This window comes from Nitrosophilus sp. (assembly GCF_982775275.1).
In genome coordinates this window covers 1-3,212 of the sequence record NZ_CEXZHP010000174.1, presented here as the reverse complement: position 1 = coordinate 3,212, position 3,212 = coordinate 1, and the positions used below count along the sequence as shown (strand labels likewise).

3 protein-coding genes are annotated in these 3,212 nt (G+C 29.4%); 1 reads left to right on the top strand and 2 read right to left on the bottom strand.

Annotated features, from left to right (window positions below; translation table 11 throughout):
* Positions 1-49: 49 nt before the first annotated feature.
* Positions 50-1,084 (bottom strand): D-alanine--D-alanine ligase, encoded by a 1,035-nt coding sequence (locus AC30RD_RS07680; RefSeq protein ID WP_489493866.1) that lies wholly within the window; start codon positions 1,082-1,084, stop codon positions 50-52.
* 10 nt (positions 1,085-1,094) lie between these two features.
* The gene (gene ruvA / locus AC30RD_RS07675; protein WP_489493865.1) at positions 1,095-1,649 is read right to left on the bottom strand and encodes a Holliday junction branch migration protein RuvA; all 555 of its coding nucleotides are present in this window, start codon (positions 1,647-1,649) and stop codon (positions 1,095-1,097) included.
* A 71-nt stretch (positions 1,650-1,720) separates the two neighbouring features.
* On the opposite strand from ruvA, the gene murJ reads away from it, so the two are divergent.
* Positions 1,721-3,127: a murein biosynthesis integral membrane protein MurJ gene (murJ, locus tag AC30RD_RS07670; protein ID WP_489493863.1), complete on the top strand. Its 1,407-nt coding sequence runs from the start codon at positions 1,721-1,723 to the stop codon at positions 3,125-3,127.
* The last annotated feature ends 85 nt before the right edge of the window (positions 3,128-3,212 follow it).

The window sequence follows — 3,212 nt, the reverse complement described above, 5'->3', positions numbered from 1 at the left end:
ACAGAGGCAAAGCAGTTTGCCTCTTAAAGCCTAACGGCTTTGCCCTCGCTCACTTATTTTTCATTCCTGAAATAGAGTGGATATAGGCATAATCTATCTTTATATCTTTTTCTTTAGGCAAATTTGAAGCCAATTTATAAAGGGTATCTTCAAAATCTTCAAAAAGATAGTTAGCTAGGCTTCCTGGGATTGGATTTATTTCGTTTAGATAGATATCTCCATTTTTTACAAAAAAATCGCACCTAATTATCGCTCCGTTAAATAAGGGATCATATATCTTTTTAAATGTCTCTTTAATTCTATTTTCCAAATCCAAAGGCAAATGAGCAGCTTCTATTTTTTGATTTCTTGAAAAATCCAAATACTTCTTTTCAAAATCTAGTATTTCGCTTTTTTTAGGCTCTTCAATTATTGAAAATATAAATTCAGAAGCTTTGCATCCGGCTAAATTATACTCTTTTATTCCCTCTATAAAAGGTTCTACTATAACCTCATCATCAAATTCAAAAGCCACGTCCAATGCATAACTTAACTCGCTACTCTCTTTTACAACGCTTACGCCAATAGAACTTCCAAGTCTTAGAGGCTTTATTATAATAGGAAATTCAAACTCAATAGGTTTAATATCCCTTTTTTTAATAATTTGATACTCAATTATTTTTATTCCAAGCTCTTTAGCGAAAATCTTGGTAAAATGTTTATTAAAACTAATAACGCTGCCCTCAACTCTTGGACCAATATATTCTATACCAAAATAATCAAATAGCGCCGCAATTTTTCCATCTTCTCCATCTCTTCCGTGTATGAGATTTATAGCAACGTCAAACTCTATCTTTTTCTCTTTTAAAAGACTTTTTTGATAAAAGCCTCCTTTTTTCAAAATCAAACTCCCAGACTCTTTATAACTTTTTGAACTAAAATATTTTGATTTCATATTTTTATTATCGATTAGATAAAAATCTCTATTTTCATCAACAAAAATAAAAACTAAATCGCTTTTTAATTTCTCTTTTAAAACTATTGCGCTTACAATGCTTATTTCATGTTCAAAACTTGAACCGCCAAAAATTATCGCAAATTTCAAATATTCTCCTTTATATTTTTTGGATTTTTTTCAAAGCCTCTTTAACTAAAGAAGCCGTATCTTCGCCATTACACTCTTTTAAAACTTTTTGAATCTGCTCTTTTTTAAATCCAAGGGTCTCTAAAGCAAGCTCTGCTTCAATAAAGGCTGAACTTTTACTCTCTTTTTTGCTAAGATCAAATTCTCCAAGCTCTACCAATATCCTTGATGCACTCTTTGGGCCGATACCTGGAACTTTTTTTAGCATATTTACGTTTTTTTCTTTTACTATTTTTACAAAATTATCCGGTTTAAATGTAGAGCATATAGCAATTGCCACCTTTGGGCCAACACCGTTTAATTTGATCAATCTATCAAACATTTTCTTTTCATTTATATCCAAAAACCCATATAAAGTCTCGCTATCTTCTCTTACTATATGAGTAATATGTAATTTTATATTTTTCTTATCTATCTCGCTACTACAATTTATAGAGACCTTTACTTCATATATAACTCCGTTAACGTTTATATGAACAAAAGTGGGCTCTTTTTTTATAACTTCGCCAATCAATCCTACTATCAAAATTTTCTCCAATCTTTTTTAAAACGTTATTTTAGTAAAATTTTGATAAACTTTTCAAAAAAACGGAAAAAATGTTAAAAAAGATTTTTACAAACAGTTTTGGAATACTTTTTTCAAGAATTTTAGGGTTTATAAGAGATCTCTTAACAGCCTCTATCCTTGGAGCAAATATATATAGTGATATCTTTTTTGTTGCTTTTAAATTTCCAAACCTCTTTAGAAGGATTTTTGCCGAAGGGGCATTTGCTCAAAGCTTTTTACCATCATATATAGCAACTAAACAAAAAAACGTTTTTGCTTTTATTATATTTGTTAGATTTTTTTTGATTATTTTTCTTTTTTCCATTATAGTAACTATTTTTTCTCCCTATTTTACAAAAATCATTGCTTTTGGATTTGATGAAAAAATAATAAATTTAGCCTCGCCATATGTTGCTATAAATTTTTATTATCTTGATTTTATATTTTGTGTCACTTTTTTGGCCGCACTTTTACAATATAAAGAGCACTTTGCCACAACGGCTTTTTCTACGGCCCTTTTAAATCTATCTTTAATATCGGCTTTGATTCTTTTTCAAACATATTCAAAAGAAAAAATCGTTCTTGCCTTAAGTATCGCTGTTTTAATAGGAGGTTTGTTACAACTGCTTGTTCATTTTTATATGGCAAAAAGATTTAATATATTAAAAAATCTAATTTTGGCATGTAAACTCTATAAAAGAAAAAAAGAGTTAATAAAAGATGATCTAATTAGATTTTATAACAACTTCTTTCCCGCTATTTTAGGTAACTCCACAGCTCAGATATCGGCTTTTTTAGATACATGGCTTGCCTCTTTTTTAGTAAGCGGCTCTATAAGTTACCTATATTACGCAAATAGGATTTTACAGCTTCCTTTGGCTCTTTTTGCTATAGCTACTGCAACTGCCCTTTTCCCTACCATATCCAAAAATATTAAAAACAAAAATCTAAAAGTAGCAAAAAAGAGTCTAAAAAAAAGTTTTTGGCTTTTAATGTTTTTGCTTGGCTTTTCAACTCTTGGAGGCATAATCTTATCAGAAGAGATTATTAAAATTTTGTTTGAGAGAGGCTCTTTTACATCAATCGACACTAAAAATACCTCTTTAGTATTGGCAATGTATATGATCGGACTTTTGCCTTACGGAATAAGCAAGCTTTTTTCTTTATGGCTTTATGCAAATCATAAACAAAAAGTTGCCGCAAAAATCTCTTTAATATCTTTATTAATAAATATAATCTTTTCAATATTACTTATTTTTTATCTAAAAGCCGCAGGACTTGCTTTGGCTTCAAGCATAGCCGGATTTGTGCTTGTAACACTAAATATAAAAGAGTTTGGAGTTAGAGAGTTTTTAGATATAATTTCGTCTAAAATAGCGATTATTTTTTTATTTTTATCATTTTTTGAAATCGCTATATTATATTTTTTAAAAGGTATAATAAATGTTTATCTATGATAGTGCCCAAAAAAAAGAGGTGGAGTTTATACCGGTTAATAATAAAGAAGTTAGGATCTACGTTTGCGGCCCTACTGTTTATGAT